The organism is Opitutaceae bacterium TAV5 (genome assembly GCA_000242935.3).
Classification (GTDB): domain Bacteria; phylum Verrucomicrobiota; class Verrucomicrobiia; order Opitutales; family Opitutaceae; genus Geminisphaera.
In genome coordinates this window covers 1,667,124-1,691,822 of sequence record CP007053.1, presented here as the reverse complement: position 1 = coordinate 1,691,822, position 24,699 = coordinate 1,667,124, and the positions used below count along the sequence as shown (strand labels likewise).

The 24,699-nt window shown below is 62.1% G+C and carries 19 protein-coding genes; 5 read left to right on the top strand and 14 right to left on the bottom strand.

Annotation, left to right across the window (positions count from 1 at the left end; all coding sequences use genetic code 11):
* The first annotated feature begins 218 nt into the window (after positions 1–218).
* Complete coding sequence (locus OPIT5_07675; protein ID AHF90120.1) at positions 219–1,859, top strand: spermidine synthase; 1,641 nt, start codon at positions 219–221, stop codon at positions 1,857–1,859.
* Between the two features lie 144 nt (positions 1,860–2,003).
* Here the strand turns inward: OPIT5_07675 and OPIT5_07670 are convergent, their stop codons facing one another.
* The 6 genes from OPIT5_07670 to OPIT5_07645 all read right to left on the bottom strand — a co-directional run bounded on the left by OPIT5_07670 (position 2,004) and on the right by OPIT5_07645 (position 12,247).
* Positions 2,004–3,428 carry a glycosyl hydrolase gene (locus OPIT5_07670; GenBank protein AHF90119.1) on the bottom strand — a complete coding sequence of 475 codons (1,425 nt, stop codon included), beginning with the start codon at positions 3,426–3,428 and terminating at the stop codon, positions 2,004–2,006.
* A gap of 1,322 nt (positions 3,429–4,750) precedes the next feature.
* On the bottom strand, positions 4,751–5,125 hold the full coding sequence (locus OPIT5_07665; protein ID AHF90118.1) for a hypothetical protein: 375 nt from the start codon (positions 5,123–5,125) through the stop codon (positions 4,751–4,753).
* Between the two features lie 154 nt (positions 5,126–5,279).
* Positions 5,280–6,569, bottom strand: coding sequence for an SAM-dependent methyltransferase (locus OPIT5_07660; GenBank protein AHF90117.1), 1,290 nt, complete (start codon positions 6,567–6,569; stop codon positions 5,280–5,282).
* A gap of 384 nt (positions 6,570–6,953) precedes the next feature.
* The gene (locus OPIT5_07655) at positions 6,954–9,005 is read right to left on the bottom strand and encodes a hypothetical protein (GenBank protein AHF94176.1); all 2,052 of its coding nucleotides are present in this window, start codon (positions 9,003–9,005) and stop codon (positions 6,954–6,956) included.
* Positions 9,006–9,428: 423 nt separating this feature from the next.
* The gene (locus tag OPIT5_07650) at positions 9,429–12,023 is read right to left on the bottom strand and encodes a hypothetical protein (protein ID AHF94175.1); all 2,595 of its coding nucleotides are present in this window, start codon (positions 12,021–12,023) and stop codon (positions 9,429–9,431) included.
* Entirely contained in the window at positions 12,011–12,247 is a 237-nt protein-coding gene (locus tag OPIT5_07645) for a hypothetical protein (GenBank protein AHF94174.1), read from the bottom strand. Before OPIT5_07645 ends, OPIT5_07650 begins: the two co-directional genes overlap by 13 nt.
* 227 nt (positions 12,248–12,474) lie before the next feature.
* Between OPIT5_07645 and OPIT5_07640 the strand changes: the two genes are divergently transcribed.
* On the top strand, positions 12,475–13,362 hold the full coding sequence (locus OPIT5_07640) for an rRNA methyltransferase (protein ID AHF90116.1): 888 nt from the start codon (positions 12,475–12,477) through the stop codon (positions 13,360–13,362).
* A 62-nt stretch (positions 13,363–13,424) separates the two neighbouring features.
* On the top strand, positions 13,425–14,708 hold the full coding sequence (locus tag OPIT5_07635) for a gamma-glutamyl phosphate reductase (protein ID AHF90115.1): 1,284 nt from the start codon (positions 13,425–13,427) through the stop codon (positions 14,706–14,708).
* A 243-nt stretch (positions 14,709–14,951) separates the two neighbouring features.
* Here the strand turns inward: OPIT5_07635 and OPIT5_07630 are convergent, their stop codons facing one another.
* Genes OPIT5_07630 through OPIT5_07620 form a run of 3 tightly spaced genes read right to left on the bottom strand, consistent with a single transcriptional unit; the run spans position 14,952 to position 17,224 of the window.
* Positions 14,952–15,428: a thioredoxin gene (locus OPIT5_07630; GenBank protein AHF90114.1), complete on the bottom strand. Its 477-nt coding sequence runs from the start codon at positions 15,426–15,428 to the stop codon at positions 14,952–14,954.
* A gap of 51 nt (positions 15,429–15,479) precedes the next feature.
* A complete protein-coding gene (locus OPIT5_07625; protein AHF90113.1) occupies positions 15,480–16,478 on the bottom strand; it encodes a riboflavin biosynthesis protein RibF in 999 nt (332 codons plus the stop codon).
* A gap of 17 nt (positions 16,479–16,495) precedes the next feature.
* Positions 16,496–17,224, bottom strand: coding sequence for a tRNA pseudouridine synthase B (locus tag OPIT5_07620; GenBank protein ID AHF90112.1), 729 nt, complete (start codon positions 17,222–17,224; stop codon positions 16,496–16,498).
* A gap of 401 nt (positions 17,225–17,625) precedes the next feature.
* On the opposite strand from OPIT5_07620, the gene OPIT5_07615 reads away from it, so the two are divergent.
* Positions 17,626–17,829: a hypothetical protein gene (locus OPIT5_07615; GenBank protein ID AHF94173.1), complete on the top strand. Its 204-nt coding sequence runs from the start codon at positions 17,626–17,628 to the stop codon at positions 17,827–17,829.
* Between the two features lie 11 nt (positions 17,830–17,840).
* Here the strand turns inward: OPIT5_07615 and OPIT5_07610 are convergent, their stop codons facing one another.
* The 4 genes from OPIT5_07610 to OPIT5_07595 all read right to left on the bottom strand — a co-directional run bounded on the left by OPIT5_07610 (position 17,841) and on the right by OPIT5_07595 (position 22,531).
* Positions 17,841–18,617, bottom strand: coding sequence for a glucose-6-phosphate isomerase (locus OPIT5_07610; protein ID AHF90111.1), 777 nt, complete (start codon positions 18,615–18,617; stop codon positions 17,841–17,843).
* Between the two features lie 257 nt (positions 18,618–18,874).
* Complete coding sequence (locus OPIT5_07605) at positions 18,875–20,656, bottom strand: mannose-6-phosphate isomerase (protein ID AHF90110.1); 1,782 nt, start codon at positions 20,654–20,656, stop codon at positions 18,875–18,877.
* Positions 20,657–20,857: 201 nt separating this feature from the next.
* Entirely contained in the window at positions 20,858–21,487 is a 630-nt protein-coding gene (locus OPIT5_07600; GenBank protein AHF90109.1) for a glucose-6-phosphate isomerase, read from the bottom strand.
* A gap of 54 nt (positions 21,488–21,541) precedes the next feature.
* Complete coding sequence (locus tag OPIT5_07595; GenBank protein ID AHF90108.1) at positions 21,542–22,531, bottom strand: ATPase; 990 nt, start codon at positions 22,529–22,531, stop codon at positions 21,542–21,544.
* A gap of 236 nt (positions 22,532–22,767) precedes the next feature.
* Here OPIT5_07595 and OPIT5_07590 point away from each other — a divergent pair, with 236 nt between their 5' ends.
* Positions 22,768–23,538, top strand: coding sequence for a DeoR family transcriptional regulator (locus OPIT5_07590; protein AHF90107.1), 771 nt, complete (start codon positions 22,768–22,770; stop codon positions 23,536–23,538).
* Positions 23,539–23,572: 34 nt separating this feature from the next.
* Here OPIT5_07590 and OPIT5_07585 read toward each other — a convergent pair whose 3' ends face one another.
* Positions 23,573–24,604, bottom strand: a complete 1,032-nt coding sequence (locus OPIT5_07585) for a LacI family transcriptional regulator (GenBank protein AHF90106.1) — start codon at positions 24,602–24,604, stop codon at positions 23,573–23,575.
* Positions 24,605–24,699: the final 95 nt, after the last annotated feature.

Genomic DNA, 24,699 nt, shown 5'->3' with positions numbered 1-24,699 from the left:
CCGCAGACGCGGCGAGGTGGCACGGGCATCCTGCCGGTGGACGGCGCGAAGTGCATCCCGGCACATGGGCGAGGATGCCCATGCTCCGCATCCGGAATCACGGGCAGGATGCCCGTGCCACCCGCCGCCTGCGTAACTTCTGTTATGGATACCGCCATTTTCATCGTCCGCGGACCTGCGGGCTGGCAAACGGGCGGAAATCCGGATTTTTTGCCGGAATGTCCGGCCGCACCCAAAAAAACCGTCATCGGTCCACCTTTGCCCAAAACCAGCGCCAGCCGGCCTCCGCTGCGGCCGGCACCGGAGCCCTGAATCGCGGGTTGCACGCCTACCTGCTCCTCACCGCCTGCGTCACCGGCGCGTCCGTCATGATCGTGGAAATACTGGGAGCCCGGATGCTCGCTCCCTATATCGGCACCTCGCATTTTGTCTGGACCGCCCAGATCGGCGTGACGCTCGTGGCGTTGGCCGCCGGCTATGCGCTCGGCGGCTGGTTTGCGGATCGTGCTCCGCGTCCGTCGTGCATGTTTGCCGCCATCCTGCTGGCCGCGCTGTTGCTGGCGTTCACCGTGCTGGCCTGCAGGCCGGTGGCGCTCGCCTGCCTGCGCCTCGCTCTCGCGCCGGGATCGCTGCTCGCATCCGCCTTTCTGTTTTTTCCGCCCCTGCTTCTGCTGGGCATGGTGCCGCCGTTCCTCGTGCGCCTGCTCACCGTGTCGCTGGACAACGTGGGCATCAGCGTGGGCCGGCTTTCCGCCATCAGCACCCTCGGCAGCGTGGCCGGCACGATCGCCGTAGGCTACCTGCTGGTGCCGTTTTTTCCCAATTCGGGCATCATGTGTGGCACGGCCGGCGCGCTTTCGCTCCTGGCTCTCGGCTACTTCGCCGTCTGGCGGCGACGGCACATCGCCGGCGCGGCTCTCCTCACGCTCGCCACCGCAGGCGCAGGCGTGTGGGGCTCCGCCTATGCCACGCTCGTGCACCCTTCGCGTTTTGCGGAAATTTTTCGCGCCAATTCCAATTTCGGCCTCATGGAGGTGGTGGATGACCGGGAAACCGGCGTGCGCTACTACCTCAACGACCTCCTGGTCCAGAACAGCCATGATCCCGCGACGGATCGCAGCGACGCGCTCTTTACCTATATGCTTCACGGTCTTGCCCGCGCCTATACGCCGCAACCCGTCAGCGACGTGCTCTGTATCGGCATGGGCGTGGGGATCGTGCCGATGCAGTTTGCCCGCGAAGGCGCCGGCGTGGATGTCGTCGAGATCAATCCCGCCGTTCTCCCGCTGGCCCGGGAGTATTTCGGCTTCGACCCTGCGGCCGTGCGCGTCCACATCGGCGACGGGCGCCGTTTCATCGCCACCCCCGGCCGGCTCTACGACACGATCATCCTCGATGCCTTTCTCGGCGAATCCCCGCCCTCGCACCTCATGACGCGCGAGGCCCTCGCGGCCATGAAAGCCCGCCTCAAGCCCGGCGGCACGCTGGTGATCAACACCTTTGGCTCGTTCTGGCCCGGGCGCGATTTTTCGATCGACTCCCTCGACCTGACCCTCGCGGCAGTCTTCGCCACCGTACGCGTCCATCCCGACCGTGCCGGCGGCGGCAGCAGCGGCATTTTTGTGGTGGCCACGGACACCCCCGACGCCCGTCCCCTGCGCCGGCCCGATTTTGCGGACGCCCCTCCGCACCTGCGCACCCGGGCCCTCGCGGCCCTGGGTGCCGTTCACGTATTCGGAAACAAACGACAGGGAATCGTGCTCACCGACGATTACAATCCGGTGGATTATCACGACGCGGCCAACCGCGCGGAACTCCGCCGCCGGCTCGCCCTCGGCATGATCGCCCGGCGACCGTAGCGACCGGCTGAGGCCGGGGGACAGAGGCCAGAAGCCGGAGGACAGAGGCCAGAGGACAGACAACCAGCGGCCATAGCGGCCGGAGTCTGACTTCTGGCCTCTGGCCTCTGAATCATGGGCGGGACGCCCGCGCCACGGATTGGGTCAGAAGAACGTCAGGTAGCCGCCTTCGGCGATACGCTTGATCAGGAGCGCGAGCTCCATCGCGTGGTAGTCGCCCCACATCGAGGATTCGCCACAGGGGACTTTTTGGCCCTTCGGCACGTGATCCCAGCCGTTGGGGCGGTGATAGACGCTGTGCAGAAGCAGACCCTGGTGCTTCGGATCGGTGGAGAGGTAGGCGTCGCCGAAGAGCGTGTTCGCCACGGTGAGGCCGGCCTGCACGTAGCGTTTGCCGGCGGCCTTGTCGCCTTTCGACTGGAGCCAGAAGCCGAGGCGGATGAAACCCTGCGCGGCAATGGCGGCGGCGGAGCTGTCCACCGGTTCCCACGGGTTGAAGGGATCGGCGGGTTTGGCGGTGAAGTCGCCGAGTTTGTGCGTGTTGAGCGCGCAACTGTCCCAGTAAGGAATGCCATCCCTGGCGGAGTAGCCGTCGATGTAGTAGTCGGCGGTGGCGCGGGCGGTCTCGACAAAGAGGTCGGTCACGGCGCGGCGTCCGCCGACGGCGTCGAGTTCGCTGCCCTTGATCGTGTCGAGGAATTCGAGCTGTTCCGGATAACCGCAGATGATCCAGGCGGCGCCGCGCGTCCAGGTGGTGAAGGCGGAGTAGCCCTGCTGCGTGGAGGAGCAGCGGAACTGGCCGTCGTTGCGATTGAAAATGGATTCGTGGGCGACGCGTCCGCGCACGTCGTAGCTGTCGCGGCCCTGGCCGTAGAACACGTTGAAGCGGGCGGTGGTGGCGGCGTGTTCGATGGCGCGGTGGAGGAGGTTGATCGGCTTGTCGCCTTCGCCCATGAGCACGTGGCCGAGCTGGTGGGCGACGACGAGCGCGCGCATGGAGCGGATCGTGTCGGCGAAGAGCGACTGCGGGCCGTTGAACGAGTAGATGTATCCGGAGGGCACGACACCGACGGGGGCGCGGCCCTTGCCGACGACGGGGGACCAGGGGGCGGTCTGGTTGGTGGTGGCGTAGCGGGCGGCCTGGACGGCGCCGGAGACTTTAAGCGCGAGTTCGGCGTAGTTGAGTTCGTCCTGGTTGAAGGGAATCTGCCCCTCGAGCATGAGGCGGCGGAGGTTGCCGTAGGTGGAGACGTTGTTGAAGCCGTGGTCATGCACGCCGACGTGCGAGACGTGCGAGGCCATGTAGCGGAGGGTTTTTTCGCGGCCGAGTTTCAGGTACTTCTCGTCGCCGGTGGCGTCGTACTGGAGAAACGCCATGCCGAACTGGAAACCCTGCGTCCACTCGGTCCAGCCGCGCGAGGTGTATTTGCCGCGGACGGTGAAGACGGGGGTGCCGTTGGCGGAGTCCCAGGTTTTGTTGATGAGGTCGATCTTCCGGCCGGCGAGATCGAACACGCGATCGGTCTTCTTGAGGAGTTTGGCCGGGGTGAGGGTGTTGTCGATTTTCATGGATGGAGATGAACGGGTGCGGTGAGTGTGTGCGGGCGAGGTTGCGGATGAGGCGGGGCTGAACAAGGGCGAAGGCAGGGGGCGGTCGGGTTTGTCGCAGGGCGGTCGGTTCTGTGCTAACAACCCGGCATTGGAGTGTTATGGAACCTGGTTTTTGAACAGAAGATAACGAAGGGAACGAAGATGTCCCGGTTCCTGTAACCCGTCCCGTATCCGGAATTTTTTCCAAAATGGAAAATGGTTCTTTCGCTCAACCCGCCTGCCAGCCTCCAGCGAATCTTCGTTCCCTCCGTTCCCTTCTGTTCAATTTTCATTTCCTTTAGCCGTATTGAGCACATTGATTAAAAAACATTTTTCTGAACAACCGGAGATTTTATGAGTACGTCGGCAAATCAACCTGCTGCATTAATTATTGGGGCCAGTCGTGGCCTGGGGCTGGGGTTAACTGAACGCTTTCTGGAACGTGACTGGCAAGTCATTGCTACTGAACGTGAGGGGTCAACCCGTCCTGAGCTGCGCCAGCTCGCCGTTCGTGATCCGCGTTTGTCTATCGAAACGCTGGACATGAACAGCGATGAGTCGCTTGAGGCATTACATTCTCGCCTGGCGGGAAAAACGCTGGATCTGCTGATGGTGAACGCCGGTACGGTGGGTTCTCCTGATGAATCTTTCGCTCAGCGGGTGCTGACGGTAATGCGTACCAATGTCGCTGGTGCAATGTCTGCCGTGCGCATCCTGTCACCGAAGGTCCGAGCCGATGGTGTGGTCGCCGTTATGTCATCGGAACTAGCAAGTATTGCGGCGAATACTCAGGGTGGTTGGGAACCTTATCGTTCCAGTAAATCGGCGCTGAATCAGTCACTGCGCAGCTTCATCGCAGAAAACCCCCAAGCACCCTGGTCATTGACGGCGGTAGCGCCCGGTTGGGTACGTACTGAAATGGGTGGTCCTGATGCGCTACTGGATGTCGAAACCAGCACACGCGGCGTAACAGAAATGCTGATGACCCGTTTTAACCAGCGAGGCATCGCTTTCCTTAATTACCAAGGCAAAACGCTGGAATGGTAAGTCACCACAGCCATTAATGGCGGTGGCAGCACATTACACTTTGAAACTGAGGAACATCTAGCCGTCACATCTAGCCGTCGGCTGTTTTACCTTTGTGAGTTCTGAGATGCTGCCTATCGGGCTACTTGGCCCGATATCCGACAGTATCCATGTTTCACTACAAGCTGATGCCCGACATCCCCCGGCCGCCGGGTATTCGGGTATCGGTGCAAAACACGTTCTGCAAACAGCTCCGGCTTGAACGTGAACCGGAATCAGTCGAGGCCGCGGGCGGCGAGGTCGTCTTCGTCCCAGCCGAGGTAGTGGCCGAGTTCGTGCAGGTAGGTGAGGCGCACCTCGTCGCGGAAGATTTCCGGGTCGCCTTCGGCGAAATCCCACAGGTTTTCCAGATACAGAAAAATCTGCGGAGGCATCGGCTGATCCTGCGAGAGCTCCTCGTTATAGGCGGTGCCGCTGAAGAGGCCGAGGATGTCGGGCTCGAAACCTTCCTCGCGCAGCATGTCCTCGTCGGGCAGCGCATCGAAGTGGACGGTCACGCGTTCGGCGAGCCGGGCGATGTCGGCGGGGAGTTTCCGGCGGGTGGAAACAACAATGTGTTCGGCGGTCTGGACGAGCCGGGCGAGGGTCATGGAGGTGGGAGTTTGAAGTTGGGAATTGGAAGTTCGGAGTTGGGAATTGGTAGTTCGCAGTTCGAAGTTGGCAGTTGGTAATTGGCGGGTGAGGGATGTCCGGGGTGGAAACCTCCGGCTGCCGGGGCACCCATTTCCAACTTCCAATTCCCAACTACTCCCTCCGGCCCCGCCGGAGGGTAATGACACATTCGAGGTGGCGGGTTTGCGGGAACAGGTCAAAGGGTTGCACGGCCGTCAGTTCGTAGCCGGCGGCGAGGAAGTGGCGCAGGTCGCGCATCTGGGTGGCCGGATCACAGCTCACGTAAACGACGGCGCGCGGGCCGTATCCGAAAAGTTGTTGCAGGAACGGTTCGTCGCAGCCCTTGCGCGGCGGGTCGATGATGACGGCGGTGCCGGCGGCCGGGAAGGCGAGGCCGGCGAAGATCGCCGAGGCGTCGCCGGCCTGGAAGGTTGCGTTTTGAATGCGGTTGAGCTCCGCATTTTGCCGGGCAAAGGCGATGCTGCTCTCGCTGATCTCGATGCCGGCCACGCGTTCGAAGGCGGAGGCGGCGGTGAGGGCGAAGAGGCCGCTGCCGCAATAGGCATCGACCAGAAAGCGCGCGCCGCCCGCCGCAGCCTGTTCGCGGACGTAGCCGGTGAAAGCGGGCAGGATGAAGGGGTTGTTCTGGAAAAAATCGCGGGCGAGAAACCGCAGGCGCAGGTCGCCGACGGTTTCGGTGACGATGTCGTCGTAGCGGGTGGTGACGGCGCCGGAGGCGTCGCGCAGCAGGAGCGTGGCGCCGCGTTGGTAGTCGCCGGCGGCGACCTTCGCGCGGGTGGCGGCGCGGACTTCAGGGAGGCGGGCGTTGATCGCCTCGGTGGCGATTTCGCAGCGAGGCACATCGAGGATGTCGAAGCGCGTGCCCTGGCGGAGGAAGCCGACGGGGAGCGTCGCGGCGGCGGCGGGGTCGCCACGGTCGCGCGGGAGGTTGAAGTGCGGGGTGATTTTTGAACGGTAGCCGTACTGGCGCGGCGAGCCGATGACGGACGAGACCTCGGCCTCGATGCCGGCCATGTGGCGGAGGAGTTCGGCGACCTGGCGGCGTTTCCAGCGGAGCTGGGCGTCGTAGTCGAGATTCTGGTACTGGCAGCCGCCGCAGCGTCCGAAGACGGGGCAGGGGGGCGTGGCGACGCGTTCGGGCGAGGGCGTCAGGACGTCGAGCAGGTCGGCTTCGGAGTAGTTCTTGTGGTTGCGGAAGACGCGCGCCCGCACGCGTTCGCCGGGCAGGGCGAAGGGGACCATGACGACCCATTTCTGTTCGCCGCCGTCGGCGGCGGGCGCCAGCGGCACGCGGCCGAGTCCGACGCCGAGATTGGTCAGCGTGGCGATCTCCAGCTCGATCTCGGCGTGATAAGCGAACGGTTGGTCGTTGAGTTTTTTCTTTCTGCCCACGGCACACACGAAACACACAAAATGCAGGAAACGAAGCGGTTTTTATCGGGGAGCGGGAAACCGGGACAATGAACGGAAAAGGTGGCGGCAGGAGGGGGGGGAGGGCTGGCGGCGCCGCTATGCGGAGACAGCTTCACGGAAAGTATCCTGCGCAGACCTCCGCTTCGGCGAGCGTGCCGCAGAGGGCGAAGGCGCGGGTGATGGCGGTTACGAGATCGAGGAAACGTTTTTTGCTGTCAGGCAGGCCGAGGATATGGTTCGCGGCAAGGACGAGCAGGGCTTTTTGTAAGCGGAATAGTCGAAGCCGCCGCCCTGCTTGAAGAGGCTGCGGCAGGCGTCGAGTTTGGCGCGGAGGACGTTGAGGAACTCCTCGGCTTGGTGGCTGGGCTGACCTCACCCCACCAACGCGTTAATAGTCGACGGCGATTGCCAGACTTCAGATAATTTTGCCTCAAACGTCCGAAACCTCCCACCGTCGCCGATCGTGTTCGCAGCACATACAAGGCCACTGACATCTCTTGGGCTCAATTTCGAAACATCCGCCAGCTTGAAAATGAGGTAGTGAACTGAGCCGCTGGACGGCTCCAGAGTTGTCTCCCGGATGACAATGTCCCTGCTCACCAGTCGGCAGGAGATCACTCGCGCCATCCAGCCGACAGTGACAAAGGGTCCGGTGAGTGGACCTGACCAACCAATGAGAACGGCCCCTTGAGCGGTAGAAAGATCGAGCGATAACGGATGACCGTTTTCGTCGCTAGCTCGGCAATAGAAGAATCTCCCTTTGGCGAATTTGCTGACATCCGCCTTCCTCATGTAACCGAGAATTGCGGTGGCACTTGGAAGTGAAAGGGTTTCCTCTGCCGCGTCCGCTCGCAGGTATCTTAACGGCTCTTCGCGAATGATATCCTCGGTTGCAGTGGTGATCCGATAGCTCTGCGTGAACCGGTCGAGCTGATGTGTGAGAATCTCACGAATAAATTCGCAGACACTTCCAAGACCAGCCGGTGTCTCGCCCTGCTTCGCCGGACGCACCGCAAAGGCACCAATACCCGGAACGACTTCGTGGTAGCGTTCGTAGCGCGCAGCTTCTTTCCGTTGTGGTGGGAGCCCGGGATAAAGCACGTAAGAGCCGACCGTGCGCCTGATCGCTTCGTTGTAGGTGTGCATTTTGTAGAGATCTACACGCTTCACCGTCCCTTTTGCTCGTGAGGGACGGTCTTCAGGTTCGTCGTCCTCATTTTCTGCTTCACCGAAAAGCCCGGGCAGATTCTCGCCACGATATTTTGCATCGAAGTGGAGATATGCTATCCGACCTGCTTTTTCAGCAGCACATTCTGCCGCACTCCAGTCCGGTTGATCGAATTCCTCGGGAATGATCACGAGGGTGTAATCGGGGCGGAACGTTTTGCTGTAACTTCCGCGCTCGCCAATACCTTTTCGGCCAAACGACCGGTTGTAGAAAAAATGCACTCGGAGCGTGCGACCGTCTTTTTCCCAGCGGAACCGCGAGAACGACGCCTCGCTTTGACGAAGATTGATTACCAGCCGCCCGTCGTCTGCACGGCAGCAAAACGGCAGGGCGCCGTCAATTTTGGCGAGCGGGTCTTGTTCGGAAACCATTCCGAGCCTGTCGCGAAAAGCCCGAACCAACAGGAAGTATAACCAATATTCGTAGAGTGTGGCGACATCACGGGTCGTGCCATCGTAGGCGTCCTCACGACCCGGCCAATCCAATTGGGCCGCGGCATCGAGCATGAGCCACGCGAGCAGGATCTCGCGGTAACCTTCGTGGCGTTGGAGAGTCGTACTCTCAAACGGGATTCTTCGTAATTCGCCGACATCATCGAACAGCGGCTGTGCCAGCAGTGCGTCAAGTGACCGCAGCATCGAAGTCGCCTCGAGAGAGACGGAGTCTTCTGGCGCAAAAGCTTGTTTCCCGTTCCGCTTAGCCTGCAACACTGAATCGCAAAGCTCGCGAAACCCAAGGAGCGCAAACTTCACGAACCGGTTTGGCGGTGTATCGGCCGATTCGAATTTCCGTTCGGTTTGCATCCCAGCAGGGACAAGGCGGTCGCCGAGGCGTTGCCAGTCGCGACCTCGACGGAGTGAGTCAGCGGCCATAAACGCCGGGTCGGCGGTGCCAAAAGGTTCCCATTCGAGTTCCCGCTTCAATCGCGAGTGTGATCGGCGCGCGATAGTTTCGAGATACAGATCGAGCTTATCGGGTCCGAGCACATGGCGAAGGAAAAGAAACTGTTCGAGCAATGTCTGAGTCTGTTTCTCCGGATCAGTTGCGAGGTTCAATGAGGCTGGGGTTCCCCATTCTAAAAGCAGTTGCTGGCACTCCTCGCCGATGGTTTCAATCATCGACCGGTATTCCTGCTCATAAGCGAGCTTCGGTGAAGCAACCTCGAAGGAGATGCGGAGCGGGGGGTGCCCAGCCACTACCGCTTCTATCCAGGCAGAACCCAGATAATTGACGAACCGGAATCGGCCGTAATTGCCACGTGCGCACCACAATTCCCGATCAACCGAGCGTTCCAAGCTCGAGGTCACTGCCACGGGCGGGTGAGCATCATCCCCCGTGCGGCGGAGTTCCCATGCATAAGCACGCAGCTCAAAGATGCGTAGGTTGTGAAGGCCTCGCTCGGTGGCAGCAGGATCGAAAAGAATCGGCGGACGACCTGCGGGCGTTGCTGCGTCGAGTCGACGCTTACTGGCGATGCCCTGCCATCCCCTTGGCAAGCCGGGAAGCGCCTCGAATTTCCCACCCGACGCAGATTGCGACGCTGTCTCCTCCTCCAAGAGTAGAGAAAGATCCCCGCCGAGAGGAATCAGAAGCGATTCACAGAATAACGAGTCCACGATTTACTGGATGAAGCTCACAAACTGGTCACGCCTGACAGCCTCCATCATCTCGCACAGCTTGACGTAGCTCTCTTTGAACATCGGAGATTTCTCTCTCTTGTCTTGGGCCGCCAGATAGGCCTCAGCCTTGGTTTCGGCCATCAGTAGTACCTCCGCGTCTGTGCGGTTGGCGTGCTCGCAGTATGTCGCGAGTGCCGCTATTAAAGCGCCAATTTTGCGTTTGGATCCATGCAGCTTGGGCAGAATTTTCTGAAGAATCTGTGCATCCATTGCACCCTTCCAATTCCACACCTCTGCCGCGGGCTTGAGTTCATAATCCACTGCCAGGAAACGAAGGACCTCCGCCATCGTGCGGAAGGCGAACTCCTGGTGCCGCTTCTGCATCAGCATGAAAAGATCGGTAATTGCAGCGTGGCATTTCTCAATGCCTTCTTCCGCGTCGGCAGGTGGAGCATCAGGATCGGCAACAAGCAGCAAAGGCGCGCCTCTTACGCTTCGTGCGCGGAGCGACAACTCGAGAAAACCTTCAGCTAGTCCTGTCGATGCGTGAGCAACTTCACCAATGCTCCGTCCGCCCGATTTCAGAAACTCGGCAGGTGCATCCGTGCCCACTCGAAACTCGATGACATTCGCGCGGTCGAGGACCTTTGGACTGAACATGTAGGTCGTTTCATCGACGTTCACCGTGCCGATGACGAAGACATTTCGGGGCAGCATCAATGCCTCAGGCACGTCGCATGGCCCATCTGGCTTACGCGGGAGCGAACGCCCTTCACGATGAAGCAAAAGCCGGCTTTCCTTCGACTCCATCGTGCTAAGGAAATCCGCAAAATAGCGTTCCACGTGCGAGAGGTTCATTTCGTCGAGGATCAGGAAGAAAGGCTTCCCTTCGTTTTCCCTTCGGCCTGCATCCAGAAGAAGGTCGAGAATTCTGGTCGTCTGGTAAATCGGCAATGTCATGTCGGTCCCGGCCTCTATCGGGCTTGTCGTGCGCAGGTGATTCACAAAGCCGAGGACGTTTCGATTGTCGGTCCAATCAGCACCAACGGGGACAATGACGAACTGACTCGTAACACCTTGACAAAGCCACTGAACAAAAAGTTCGGCTAACTTGGTTTTTCCTGTTCCAGAGTTGCCTGTCAGAATCAAAAATGGCTTGGTAACAAGCGATGTTACGAAGCGATCGAAAAGCTCCTTTTCAGTGTGAAAGTGAGCAGACTCGACAGCAGTATAGCCGGCGTGGACAGCGGCATCATCAAACGCGACTATTCGATGTGGCGTTTCGTCCATCGCCTCATGTGACAATGAATTATCTTCAGTCTCTAATATGGGAAATTTTGATCCGGGCAGGATATAACCTTTTCCGCTTGCACTTCCAGACTTACGAAGACTGTTGGAGAGTTCAGGGCTGAGTATGGTGTCGTCATTCAACATAACGTTGGCAAGTGTCTTTACACTTTCCGGATCAAACTTGATTCGCCACTGGTATCGGTCACTTTCGCCAAGATTAGGCTCATCGGGCCATTCGATCTCCACACTCTGAAACGGCGGTCCGGCTATGCGTGCGTATCTCAACTGCGATAGCTTCTGGCCTTTCCACTCCTCAAAAGGGGTGCGGGGGCTTCCTCCCGAATATCCCGCACCTAAAATAATGATGTCTCCAGGCTTTAGCTTCTCAAAGTCTTCGGGTTTTGCATGAGATTTGAAGCCCCAGATCCCGTTTTTTAGGCCATGGCTTAGGTTTGCTTGGCTCGCTTTCGCGACAAATACTGCCAGTAGGCGAACTGGCGCATCATCCTCGGATTTCCACCGTTCTCGCAGCGGGGAATCATAGAAGTCAAGTATTTCGCCTGGATGCTCTGCCTCAAGTTTTCGGCGTAATGTCAGTAACGCATCGTCAAGCTGGCGGTCGCTCCAGTTTTTTGTTTCATTTTCCGCTGCAACTCCAAATCCGTCAAGTACCGCCCAGCGCTCACGGTTTGAAGATATCCGCTCAACACGATCCGGGAAGCAAAAATACCTCAACATATGCCGAAGTTGCCGGTGTCCATCTTGCGGAACCTGAGAGATCCAATCGATGAATGCCTCATAATCCGACATCAGCTTCTGTCGCTCGTCCGCAGGTCGTTTCTTCAAGTCACCGACTAGCGAGATCAGGAAAACCATTTCCCGCCAGCGATGATTATTGAAGCCGGGACCTCCAGAGCCGATCCCCGCAAGGACGTCGTCACCGAGTAGCAACTGACCTTCACCCAATTTTTCGCCTGACATTGACCACATCTCGCCGACTTGCTTGCGCTTCGTTGAAGCTTTTATATTCGATGGAAAAAGCAGAAGCAACCACACCATCTCCGCCATCAGTCGTTTCGCTGAAGGAGACGCGGGCTCCATCTGCCCTTTCAACTTGGTGGAGAAGTCATCTCCCCCTTCGTCAGGGTGGTCGACAAAGGCGTTGTGGACTTCCGCTATGTTTTCTGGCGTCCAAAGCGGCCCACTCGAGAAAACCGAGTTGTCGCCAATAAGGCAGTTTTGGATCCACTGCTGGGCTGCATTGATGACCCGTTCAAAATTCCGGCTTTTGGTTAGTCGTGCCATAAGTTAATTGAGCCAAAGGTGTGGATGGGCAGCGCGGCAGGTGCCAGTTCCTCGCGGCGGAGGTCGAAGGCGTCGGAGACGTATTTGAGAAAGATGAGGCCGAGGACGGCGTGCTTGTAAACGGCGGCGTCGAGGTTGGAGCGCAGGCGGTCGGCGGCGTTCCAGAGCTTCTTGTCGAGCTCGTCGAGAAAGGCTTGTTCGTCGGTGGTGGTTGGTTTGGTCACTGAGGGTAAAGGGAGCTTGGCCGGATATTGCAAAAGACTGGTTTCAGGCATCGGTCGGCGTTGATTTAATCATCTGTCGTCAAGAGGAATGAAAAATCGGCGGCAGCCGTGACACTTCGCGGCAAAGCGCATACGGCGGAAGCCGGGGATTCAAGCGGCAAATGGGCGGACGACCATTCTTCGGTTGCCGCCCGGCGGCCCGGGATATTGGGTGGCCGGCCTTTCAGATGCCTGTCGAAAAAATCACCAGCCTCCAGAATCCGCGCATCAAGCAGCTTGTGAAGCTGCGCGACCGGCGTCCGCGCGACGAGGCGGGGGTGTTTCTCGTGGAGGGTTATCGGCAGATCCGCCGGGCGCTGGAGAAGAACGTGCGGATCAACGAGCTGTATTTCGCGCCCGACTGGTTTCTGGGCGAAAACGAGCCCGCGCTCATCGCGCAGGCGCAGGCGGCGGGCGCGACGGCGATCGAGCTCTCGCGCGAGGCTTTCGCCAAGGTGGCCTACCGCGAGCGTCCCGACGGCCTGCTCGCCGTGGCCCCGCAGTGGCGGCACTCGCTGGACGATCTGGCCGGCTGGCTGGAAGCGGCGCGGACTCCGGCCGGCACGGCGGGTGCGGCCGGCGCAGCCGGGGCAGGGGTGGGGCGCATCCCGGAGCGTGCACCGTTCCTGCTCGTGGTCGAGGCCATCGAGAAGCCGGGCAACCTTGGCACGATCCTGCGCAGCGCCGATGCGGCCGGGGTGGATGCGCTCATCGTGTGCGATCCGGTGACGGATCTTTTTAATCCCAACGTCGTGCGCGCCTCGACCGGCGTGCTGTTCTCCGTTCCCGTGATCGTGGCCGAGAGCCGGCCGGTGCGCGAATGGCTGCGGGCGCGCGGCATCCGCGCCGTGGCGACGACGCCCTCGGCGACGGTGTTGCATACCGGGGCCGACCTGCGCGGCCCGCTGGCGATTGTGATGGGCAGCGAACAGTACGGGCTCAGCGACTACTGGCTGGCCGAGGCCGAGGAGCGGGTGCGCATCCCCATGGCCGGCCAGGCGGATTCGCTCAACGTGGCGATGGCCACGATCATCACGCTCTTCGAGGCGGTCCGGCAGCGGGGCGGGGGACACTGACGGGCCTGCGAAAACTCCATTGCGGAAAGCCCGGCGAAGGGCCATCCTCTTTCCTTTTCGCCATGTCATCCGCCGACCTCGCCACGCTCGTCACCGACCTTGCCCGCCGCGCCCGCGCGGCCTCGCTCGTGCTGGCGACCGTGCCGACGGAGCAGAAAAACGCCGCACTCCTCGAACTCGCCCGGCTCCTCGAACTCCCCGCGTCCGCCGAGGCCCTGTTCGCCGCCAACGCGAAAGACCTCGCCGCCGCCGAGCGCCACGGCCTCGCCAGGGCGCAGATCGACCGGCTCACGCTTACGCCGGCCCGGCTCGAACACCTCGCCGAATCCGTCCGCCAGGTCGCCGCGTTGCCCGATCCCGTGGGCGAAGTGCTCGACGACCGCACGCGTCCCAACGGCCTGCGCATCCGCAAGGTCCGCGTGCCCATCGGCGTGATCGGCATCATTTACGAGGCGCGGCCCAATGTCACCATCGACTGCGCCATCCTCTGCCTCAAGTCGGGCAACGCCTCCATCCTGCGCGGCGGCAAGGAGATTTTCCATACCAACACCGCCTTTGCCGCGCTCATCCGGGAGGCGCTGGCCGCAGCCGGGCTCCCCGCCGACGCCGTGCAACTCGTGCCGACGACCGACCGCGCCGCGCTCAACACCCTCCTCAAGCTCGACACGCTGATCCACTGCATCATCCCCCGCGGCGGCGAATCCCTCATCCGTTTCGTGGCGGAGCACAGCACCATCCCCGTCATCAAGCATTACACCGGCGTGTGTTTCATCTACGTGGACAAGTCGGCCGACCTCGCGCAGGCGGAAAAAATTCTCGTCAACGCCAAGACGCAACGCCCCGGCGTGTGCAACGCCGCCGAACAGCTTCTCGTCCATGCCGACACCGCCGGCGAACACCTGCCGCGGCTCGCCGCCGCGCTCCTCGCCCGCGGCGTGCAACTGCGCGCGGACGAACGCGCCGCCACGATCCTCGCCCGCGCCGGCCTCGCGCACACCCTGGCCGCTCCGGCGGACTACACGGCGGAATTCATGGACCTGATCATGGCCGTCCGCGTGGTCGATTCACTGGAGGAGGCCATCGCCACGATCAACCGCGACAGTTCCGCGCACAGCGACGCGATCCTCACGACCGACGAACTGGCCGCCCAGCGATTCCTCGCCGGGGTGGACAGCGCCACGGTGTACTGGAACGCGAGCACGCGGTTCACGGACGGCTTCGAGTTCGGTTTCGGCGCCGAGATCGGCATCTCGACCGACCGCCTGCACGCGCGCGGCCCCATGGGCTTGCCCGAACTGTGCAGCTACAAATACCTGCTCACCGGCGACGGCCAGGTGCGGGAGTGAGGCGCACACCTCCCGAATACCGGGCCTCCGGACTCATGATCCGGACGTGTGGCGCGGGCGTCTCGCCCGCAGATGGCATGCACGGAGGCATGCCGCTACGCGGAGAGGCAACGGATGCGGGCGGGACGCCCGCAGAACACGGGCTGGAAGCCCGTGCCACGCGATCCGGCGGCTTCGCCGTCTGCGGGCGGGACGCCCCGCGCCACGTTGGCGGCCGACCCGCGTCTCCCGTTGCGGTAAAACTCAGTTCGCCGCCTGCTTTACGACCTTGTCGAGCGAGGCGACCCATTTCTCGGCGCCGCCGGCCTGGTAGCCGAGTTCGCCGAGTTTTTTCTCGCCGGCATCGAGCACGACGATGGTGGGGAAACTTTCGATGCCATATTTTTTGGCGAGCTCCTCGTTCTGTTTCTTCTCGGTGGCGCTTTGCGGCTTCTTGGCCGGGAAATCGAGCTTTACGAGCACGAGGTTCTTCGCGGCGTATTCGCCAAAGGCTTTTTGTGAAAAGACTTCCTTGTCGAGGCGCATGCACCAGCCGCACCAGTCGGAACCGGTAAAATCGAGCAGCAGGGCTTTCTTTTCCGCGGTCGCCTGTTTGACGGCGGCCTGGTAATCGGTGAGCCAGGCGGCTTCGGCGGCGCGGGACAAGGAGCAGAGAGAAAGCAAGGCAAGGGCGATAACAGCAAGGAGTCTGGTTTTCATGGCAGAAAATACGATCCGCATTAGTCCGGATTGGCAAATCGCGGAGCAGAAAAGAGGACGGTGACGGAAGGGTTAACCAGTCCCGGCAAACCACCGCGCTGCATTCTCGCGGTCGACCGCGATCTGCGCGACGAGCGCGGGGAGGTTTTCGAAACGGCGCTCGGGACGCAGGAAACTCAGCCATTCCACCGTCACATGATCGCCGGAATGAAAGGGACAGGTAGCGGCGAGGACGTGAATCTCCAGCCGGGGACGGGTGGCGTTTTCCACCGTGGGCCGCAGGCCGTAGTTGGCCACGGCAGGCAGGCCGGCGGCGGCATCCGGAGCACTCGGGGCCGGCGGCGTGGCGAACGGTGATGCCGGACCGGCGCTGACGCGCACGGCGTACACGCCGAGGCGGGGGCGCAGGTCAGGCTCCCAGTCCACGTTGAGCGTCGGAAAACCGATGGTGCGGCCGAGCTGCTTGCCCGGCGTGACGACGCCCTCGGCGAAGTAGCTGTAGCCGAGCAGGGTGTTGGCGTCCTCGATCTCGCCGGCCTCGAGGTGCGTGCGGATGCGGGTGCTGCTGACCGGTTCGCCGTTATGATTGACCCGTTCGGCGCTGAACACGGCGAGGCCGTGTTTTTTGGCCTCGGCGACGAGAAACGCGATATCGCCCTCGCGGCCGCGCCCGAACCGCCAGTTTTCACCGACGTAGATCGTGCGCAGGGTCGGAAAGTGATGCCGGAGCAGCGGGATAAATTCGGCAGCGGCAGTTTGCGCATAGGCGGCGTCGAAGGGCTGGCTGATGATGGCGTCGACACCGAGCTGGAGGAGGAGCCGGTTTTTCAGCGCGGGCGTCATGATCATGCGCACGGGCTCTTCGGGGCGGAAGATGCGGCTCGGGTGCGGCCAGAACGTGAGCACGGCCGAGGTGCCGCCGCAGCGCCGGGCGGAGTGGACGGCGGCCTCGATCACGGCCTGGTGGCCGAGGTGGACGCCATCGAACATGCCGATGGCCAGGTGCAGCGGGCGCGCGGGCTGCGCGGCGAGTGCGGCGGCGGCTTCGGCGAGTGAGGTCCAGGTGCGCATTTCGGAAATCGGGTGCCTCACCCCACTGCCACACGGGGGGCGACCTGGTGGCCGGGGATCAGTGTTTTTTCGATCTCCGGTCGCGACATTTTTTGCAGCGCCTCCAGCGTCACGGCGCGGTCGATCGTGAGGGGACCGCAAGCGGTGCGGCGCAGGGCGGAAAGGTGGCCGCCGCAACCGAGCTTGTCGCCGAGATCGTGCGCGAGGGTGCGCACGTAGGTGCCCTTGCTGACTTTTACGCGGAAGTCGATTTCCGGCGATTGCCAGCGGGTGAGGTCGAACTGGCTGACGCGGATGAAGCGCGGCTCGCGTTCGATGTCCTCGCCCTTGCGGGCGGATTTGTAGAGGGGCACGCCATCGATCTTGATGGCGGAAAACATGGGCGGCATCTGATACTGGTCGCCGAGCATGGAGCGCAGGGCAGCGGCGACCTGCGCCTCGGTGAGCGGGGGGACAGGCCGGGTTTCGAGCATCTCGCCTTCGGCGTCCTGGGTGTTGGTGGTTTTGCCGAGGGTGACGGTGCCGGTGTACCCCTTGTCGGCGCTCATCAGATACTGCGAAAGGCTGGTGGCCTTGCCGACGAGGACGACAAGGAGCCCGGTGGCCATCGGGTCGAGCGTGCCGGCGTGGCCGACGCGTTTCATGTGCAGGATGCCGCGCAGGCGCGCGATGACGTCGTGCGAGGTGTGGTCCGTGGGCTTGTCGATGAGCAGGACGCCTTCGAGTTCTTTGGGCGGTACGAGCATGGAAAAAACGGAAAAGTAACGGGCAGCGGGCGGCGCGGGGCGAGGAGAAAGTCCGGGGGGAGAGCGTGTGGCGGCTGCAAAACCGGGACGTGCCGCAGAGGTGTGGACACAGGGGTTGCAGAGATCCCGGAAACAGCTTCCGGATTCGATATGTTCCTCCCTCCCGTCGATTCGCTTATTTTCTTAACACAATAATTATAAAAATCTTGTGATGATAACTGATGTTGCGCATTCTGTAGCCCGCGCCAGCCGGACGAACTGGCGATGCCCCAAGGTATTCGCGGGCTTCGCAAGCGAAACCCCTACGGGGATCTGCGTAACATCAGATGATAATATGCGGCGAAAGCCGATGGATTTCTCCGGCTTGCCTTTCTCCAGGCCGGCAGGATTTCCCATTCGCGATGCGGATCGGCGGCGACGAGATGCGGGTAGGCGTCGATGCGAACGGCATCGTAGCCACGTTCGACGAAACCATCGAGCGCCTCATCCTGGTCTTCATAACCCGTGCCCGGCCAGCGGCGTTCGAGCCAGGAAAAATCTCACATGGTGATGGCCCTCAAATCGATCTCCTTTTCGTGTCATTTCGTGTGTTTCGTGGGCGATGAGAGGGTGGGGATTACGGGGTGAAGTTTTTCCAATGCCTGGCTTTGAGTTCGGGGTTGGGCACCCAGTCGAAGCGGGCCGGATCGTGTGCATATTGTTCGTAAACGGCAACGCCGGAAACGAGTCCAAATTCCGGATACAGACGCGGAGCGCGACAGGTAAGCGGGCGACTCACGGAATAACGCGGGTTTTCTTCCCACTCGAGTTTTCCGTCTGCAGTGAGAATCGGGAAATGGGCGAGGCCGCCATGAGCACGAACGCCATCGTAAACGAAGCCGTAGGCGCGGTCGCACCACGCGCCGAAAACCAGCGGCTGGTGCGGGTCGGCACTGATCGTGGCGTGTGCCCAGCCGGGCGGCACGATGACCACCTCGCTGGCCCCGGCGGTGATGGCGAAGCAGCGCCCCGGATCGTCGCCGTCGGACTCCTGCATGAGGATGCACGCGCGGCCCTGCCAGATTTCGTAGAGTTCGGGCGTGCTCCAGCCGTTGCGCGGACTTTTTTTGTGAACATGACCTTGCGAGCGCACGGGCTCGTCGCCGAGGCGTCCGGCGGCATACGCAACCGCGCCGAAGAGCAGGTGGCGTTGCACAAGATCGGAGCGATGTTCCTCGCGACCCACGTCCATGACGATGGCATAAACGGGATCGGGTCCCTCGCATGCCGGATTCCGCAGGCTGGGGCGGATGGTGTCGAGGCAGCGCAGTTCGGGCGTCGGACCAAACATGCCAAGGCCGTATGTCCAGCCGAGTGGCGAGTGCGTTGCATCGAGCGGGAGTCCGGTGGTCATTTTGTCAAAACAGAAGAGATTGAGCAGGAGCCCGATGACCCGGCAGGCCGGGAAATGTCGGGAATCAACGTGTGATAAAGGAAATGAAGAATTGGACAGAAGATAACGAAGGGAACGAAGATTCGCTGGAGGCTGGCGGGGGGTTGAGCGAAAGAGCCATTTTCTGTTTTGGAAAAGAGGTCACGGATACGGGATGGGTTACGGGAACCGGAATATCTTCGTTCCCTTCGTTATCTTCTGTTCATTGGTTTCAGGCCTCAGGCACGGGTGCGGACGAAGGCCTTGATCGTGGCGCACCGGGCCCCGGGCGTGACGGGGCGGATCGTGTAGGCGCCAACGGCGGCGGGAACGATGAACGTCTCCGCGTAGTGCACGGTGAACGGTGCAAATGCGCCCGACGGGCTTTCCACAATGGCCGCCTCGCCTTCGACGAGATTGAGGACGTTGACACCGCCGCGTTCCATACCGCCGGTGTCATGCCGGACTGTAGTCGTGAACCAGTGACGTCGCGTTTCGATAAACTCCGCTTCGTGCAGTCCGGTGCGTTCCTCGATCCAGCCGTCACCGCGGGCGACTTCGCTGACCTGGTTGACGAGGCGGGCGCGAGCGTAGCTTTCGTTGCGCTCCGGGCGAATCACCTCCTTGCCGCGAGCGATGTTCACCGGCCGAGGGAGGCCGTCGAGCCCGAGGCGGGCCCAGTCCCAGAGCTTGAACGTGAAAATGTAGGGCGTGGCGCTGATTTCTAGCACCATGGTGTTGGCGCCTGAACAGTGCAGGGTGCCGGAGGGAATGAGGAAGTGATCATGTTTTCTGGCCGGAAAACGTGCGCCAAATTTTTTGTCGTCAAAGGGAGCGCCTCCGCCCTGTGCGGTTTCGAGGGCGGCAATCAGTTCGTCCGGGCTGGTGTCGTCCTTGTGGCCGAGGTAAACGACAGCGCCGGGGGCGGCGTCGAGAACATAGTAGCTCTCGTCCTGCGTGTAGGGGATGCCGAAGTGTTCGCGGGCGTATTCGATATCCGGATGCACCTGGAAGCTCAGGTTGCCGCCGCCCATGGTATCGAGAAAATCGAAGCGGATCGGGAACTCGTGGCCGAAGCGTCCGAAAACCGGTTCGCCGAGCAACGACCTGGCCTGCGCAAAAACGAGATTGATAGACGGGATTTCCACGCGCTCGCCGCCGGCGAATTCGAGCAGGAGCGAGTTTTCCTCGGGCACGCAGTCGAAACACCAGGCGTAGTTGGGCGGACCCTCCGGAAGGACGCAGACTTCACGCATCCACTGTCCGCCCCAGGGGCCGGGATCGAAGAAGGGAACGGCGCGGAAGGGCCGCGTCGTTGCGTGTTCCAGTGCGGCGAGGTGGGCGGCGCCGGTGATGAGCGCGGGGACGGCGCTTGTCGTTGTGGTATCCAATAAAAAATGCCAGCGGGCGAGGGTGCGACGTTTGTGGCGGTCGGCCACGCGCCAGTCGATGAAGAAGGAGCGCTTGTATTGCAGCGACGCTTTTATGCCAGATCCGCGGTTGCGCACGCCGAGGTTGTCCGCTTCGCCGCGACGCTGGCGAAGCTGGCCTTCCCAGCGGGGCATGTCGGCGTAAACGAGCAGGGCATCGTCCGGGGCGAGCAGCGAGGCGGCGGGACCGACGACGAGCACCAGGCCGTTTGTCGAACGAATCGTGGCTCGCAGGACGTCGGCTTTGTCGGGGGCGAGGAAGTCGGCGAGTTCGAGCGAGGTGCAAAGGCGACCGAAAACAGGATCGTCGCCGCCGAGGAAGGGCGCGACGAGGGCGTCGATTTCGCCGGCGGGTTTGAAGGCCTCGGCAGTGTCGACAACCAGCGCCGGCACGAGGCGGCGGGCGAGCTGTTCGCGCACGCCGTCGGCATGGACGCCGGGGTAGCATTCGACGGCAATGACATGCGTAGTTGTTTTTTGGATGCTTTCGTTGAGGTGCGTGGCGATGGCCTCCCAGCCGCGCCAGCAGGCGGAGGCGTGCGGAGCGGGCACAGGGATTGCCGGTGTCTTGTCGTAATTGGGCGCGCGCAGACCGAGGTTTTGCAGGTAGTTGCTCATGGTGAAAATGGACGGAAGATGTCTAGAAATTAACTGAAAAGGCGCGAAGGGCAGCGCTTTCCTGTGAAGACACGAGTCTCTTACCTTTTATTTGTTAATTTCTTACGGCTTTTATTAAAGACAGGTCGGGCTGCTTTTTCGTGGATTGATCTCTGTGTCTTTGTGCCTCTGTGGTTAACTCATTACGCGGTCGCGTCGTCGCAGAGCAGGTTGGCCATCGGGGCCGCAAACGACGACGTGGGCGAAGTTCTTTTCGGCAATCGCGCCGTAGTCGTGACCGGCGTTGGCGGGATAGATGCCGAGATACACGAGAGGTTCGTTGCCGGTATTGACCGTGCGGTGGGCGGTGTGACCGGGGACGTAAATGACCGTGTGGGCACGGAGCGGAGCCAGCCGGCATTCGTCGGTGTTGTGCTCGTCTTCCAGGAGCATCGCGCCGTCGCCGGAAAGGCCGATGTAGATTTCGGCGGCCGGACGGTGCGCGTGCAGGTGGCCTTTGGTCAGGTAATATTCGTTGCCGATTTTGCCGGGATAGAGGATGCCGAGCCCGTAGTGAAGCTGTCCGTCGCCGACGGCGGGTTCGACGGAGGTGACGGTGTAGAGCAGCGGATCGTCGCCGCGGGCGAGGGCGGCGTCGAAGGCGGCCGTGTCGGCGAAACAGCCACGCAGGTCGGAGAGTCGCCGCGTGACCATGGGGCGATCGCCGAGGCGGGCGGTGTCGAGGCCGAAGGAGACGCAGAGGTCATTGGCCCGGATGGACGCAAGCGGCGAGGCGGGGGTTTGGGCGGAGGTGGTGTTGTTCATCGGATGATCGGAAGGGCGACGTCGTGTGCCGTCGGGGAGGGCAGGGGGGGAAAGTCAGGCTTCGGCTGCGGAGTCGGTCGGGGAGTTCGTTTGCGAGAAATCGAGGCGCGGCAGCGGATGGATTCCGGCGGCGCGGAGAACGTTGAGGGCGGCGCCGTGGAGCGGCGGGCCGACGGGCTCCACGATTTTGGCGCGCGGACATGTGGCGCGGATTTCGGTTTCGATCATCGGCTGGTAGGGTGCGCCGCTGCGGGCACAGCCGCCGAGCAGGACGACACGCGGGCCTTGCGGAAACCTGAGTGCGGAGGCGGCGCCGGATACCAGCGCGGCCAGGGCGCGTGCGCCTTCGGCCAGCAGTTTGCGGGCGGTGACATCGCCCTCGGTCGCGTGGCGTGTCACGACCGGGGCGAAGGCGGCGACCTCGCCGGGCGTCCATTTTTTGGCATAAAAACGGGCGAGCAATTCGTCGGGTTCGCTGACGCCGAAGAACGCGAGAGCGGCCGGCAGGAGACTCGTCGGGCGTGCGCGGTGGTCGGCGGCACGGGCGACGGCGCGGAGCGCGGCGAGGGCGAGCCCGAAGCCGCTGCCTTCGTCATCGAGCAGCCAGCCCCAGCCGCCGCACATGAAGGTGTTGCCCGAGGCGTCGCGGCCGAGGCAGTTGGAGCCGGTGCCGGCGATCAGGGCGATGCCGGGCCGGCCTCCGAGCCCGCCGGCAAGCGCGTTGTGCAGGTCGTTCTCCACGGTGACGGTCTCGGCGGGAAACCCGGCGAGTTCGGCGGCGGCGGTGAGTTGCAGGATGTCCGGGCGCGACTTCACCCCGGCGCAACCGATGAACACGAGGGCCGGTTGCCGGTGGCGCGGCCTGTCCGCGGCGCTCCAGGCCATGTCCGCCGCCTCGTTCAGGTGGCGGGCGGCGGTCTGCACGCCGACGTTGTGGCAATTCGCGGGGCCGGCCTCGCCGGTGCCGAGCACGACGCCGGCCTCCGTCACGAGAATCGCGCGAGTGCGGGTGCCGCCGCCGTCGATGCCGAGCAGAAAATCCATGCGCCTCAATCTGGTAAGGCGGAAAACGATCGCCATCGAAATAACACTTTATAACATTTTCCGGGCGACATAACATTTTGTTTCTTCACATTATGGCCCACGAAACACACGAAAGGACACGAAAAAACCAATCCGGATCTCACCAGATGGCCCCCGTGAAATAGTCTCGGAAAAACAAAGACTTTTTCGTGGTATTCTTTTCGTGTCTTTTCGTGTGTTTCGTGGGCAACTTTTCCATGCTCTCCACAGTCCGCCATCAACGCATCCTCACCCTGCTCCGCGACAACGAAGCCGTCTCTGTCTCGCAGTTGCGGGACCGGCTCGGCGTGACGGCGATGACCGTGTGGCGCGATTTGCGGGTGCTGGAGGAACTCGGGTTGCTGCGTCGCGTGCGCGGCGGAGCGAGGGTGTGCGAACGCGGAACAAGCGAGCCGGATTTCGAGGCCAAGGACACGCGGGCAGCCGACGCCAAGCGGCGTATCGCGGCGCGGGCGGTGAGGGAGTTTGTGCGCGAGGGCGACACCATCGTGCTGGAAGGCGGCACGACGGTGGCGGCGCTGGTGGATCATCTGCCGGAGACGCGTGTCTCGGTGCTGACCAACAGCCTGCCGGTGGCGCAGCGGTTGCGTGTTCTGCGGCCGGCGCTGGCGGTGCGTGTGACCGGTGGCTGGCTGAGTCCGGTGTCGGGAAACACGACGGGACCCGAGGCGCTCCGGGTGGTCGGGAAGCTGACGGCGGCGGTCTGTTTTCTGGGGGCGACGGCGTTTGACGGCGAGGTGGGTCCGAGTGATCCCAATCCGCTGGAGATCGAGGTGAAGCGGGCGCTGGCATCGATTTCACGCAAGGTCGTATTGTTGCTGGATGCGGGGAAATTTGGCATGCCGCGTTCTGCCGCAGTGATGATCCATCCGCGCCGGCTGGACGCGCTGGTGACCGACGCCTCCCCGCCGCCCGACGTTCGCCGCCTGCTCAAGGCGAATGGCGTAAAAGTCCTCGTCGCGAAATGAGAGCCGCCCGGCGAAGGAGAGAGAGCAGGGAATGCTATGGTTCGCGCGTGGTCGTGCCCTGCACCCAGCGGCCGGGGATGGTGAGCACCTTCGGGTTTTTCGGCAGACCGCACTCGTTGTTTTCGAGCTGTTCGATGACGAGGTCGACGGAGGTTTCGCCGAGCAGCTCGGGTTGCGGGTCGATGCCGGAAAATTCGGGCGAACTCGGACAACGATTGAGCACGGCGATGGACACATCCTCGGGGATACGCTTCCCCGCCGCCAGCAGCCAGTCCCGGACATACCAGTTGAAGGTCAGGACGGCGTCGGGTTTCTCGCGGCGAAACCACGCCATGAACGCCTGCTCTGTCCAACCCTCGGGAGTATCCGGTATGTGAATACTAGGTATGTTGTCGAACGATCCCTGCACCTGGGCGATGGATTCGTGATACGCCGCCGCGATGTGGAAGCGGGCGCTGCGCGCATTCACGCATGAGTAGGCGAGGCCGATCCGGCGGCATCCGCTTTGCCGCAGATGCCTCATCGCCGTGACCGTGTTGGTGAAATAGTCCTCCATTACCCGGTGAATGGGCGGACCGAGCGAAAAATCGCTTTGGGTGGCCACGGCGAATTTTTCCCAATCCAGTTCGATGGCCGGTTCGAATTCACGAAACAGGGCCAGCACGGCGCCGCGAATCCCGCGCGCGCTCCAGATTTTTTCCAACCGTTCCGGTGGCATGTCCGGGTCATTGTACCAGAAAAAATCGGGACGGTAACCACGCTCGGCCAGTCGCACCTCCATGCCGCGGAAACGCCGGTCGACAAAAACGAATTCCTTTCGGGCGTTTCGCGACGGGTGCGCCATGAGAAATGCGATGGCGGCCTTGCGCGGCATGCGTCCGCCGCCTTGGCGGATGTGTTTCATCAACGTGGATACGTGGGCGTTGCGCTGGTATCCCAACCGCCGCGCGATCTCGTTTATTTCAACCCGGCGCGCGACGGAGATCAGGGGCGAACCGCGCAGCGCCATCGACACGGTTGCGATCGTGGCGCCGGCCTCGGCGGCGATGTGCTTGAGCGTAATCATGAACAGAAAATGGGCGAAAAAGGGGCAGTGAGTGACTGACGGCCGAGTTTATTTAACGATTTAAATTACGGCTCTCTTGATACGATCTGGAAATC